The sequence below is a fragment of the Actinocatenispora rupis genome (assembly GCF_016861975.1).
GTDB lineage: Bacteria > Actinomycetota > Actinomycetes > Mycobacteriales > Micromonosporaceae > Actinocatenispora > Actinocatenispora rupis.
Genome location: NZ_BOMB01000073.1, coordinates 1 through 874, shown reverse-complemented (window position 1 = coordinate 874; position 874 = coordinate 1). Strand labels below are relative to the sequence as shown.

Sequence of the window (874 nt, the reverse complement as noted above, 5' to 3'; positions counted from 1 at the left end):
GAGATCAGTTCAGAATGAGTCGGCGTGTCGGCTTTGACGGTGTGGAAGCCTGTTCCAGGCTTTCGGGGTGCAGGACGAGGTGCTCACCGACGCGTTGTGGGCTCGGCTGGAGCCGCTGATTCCGGTGCGGGCACGGCGTTTCCGGTACCCGGGACGCCGCCGCGTGGGCGACCGGGCGGTACTGGAAGCGATCCTGTGGGTGGCCCGCACCGGGGTGGGTTGGAACCGGGTCCCGACCCACCTGTTCGGCGCGTCGGGCGCGACCTGCTGGCGGCGGCTGGCCGAGTGGCAGCAGGCCGGGGTGTGGCAACGGTTGCACGAGACGCTGCTGGGCGAGTTACGGGCGGCTGGCCTGCTGGACCTGTCCGCGGCGTTGGTCGATTCCTCGCACCTGCGGGCGTTGAAAAAGGGGACCTGACCGGCCCCAGTCCGGTCGATCGCCGCAAGGCCGGCTCCAAGCATCATGTGATCACCGACGGCACCGGCATCCCGCTGGCGGTCACGCTCACCGGCGGGCACCGCAACGACGTCACGCAACTGATCCCCCTGATCGAGGCGATTCCCCCGATCCGCGGCGTGGTGGGCCGCCCGTGGCGCCGGCCCCGACACGTGTTCGCCGACCGCGGCTACGACCACGACAAGTACCGCCGGATGGTTCGCGCTCGCGGCATCACCCCGGTCATCGCCCGCCGCGGCACCGGCCACGGATCCGGACTCGGCGTCGTGCGCTGGCCCGTCGAACGCACCTTCGCCTGGCTCCACGCCTTCAAACGTCTGCGCATCCGCTACGAACGCCGCGCTGACATCCATCAAGCATTCCTCAGCATCGCCTGCTCGATCATCTGCCTCCGCAAACTCATTCTGAACTGATCTC

General features: G+C 68.9%; 1 protein-coding gene. It reads left to right on the top strand.

The window, feature by feature from the left end:
• The first annotated feature begins 67 nt into the window (after positions 1-67).
• Positions 68-870, top strand: a protein-coding gene (locus Aru02nite_RS36305; RefSeq protein WP_203665087.1) for an IS5 family transposase whose coding sequence is annotated in 2 segments (ribosomal slippage) — positions 68-404 and positions 404-870 — 804 coding nt in all. Because the reading frame shifts where the segments join, the coding sequence is not laid out codon by codon here.
• Positions 871-874: the final 4 nt, after the last annotated feature.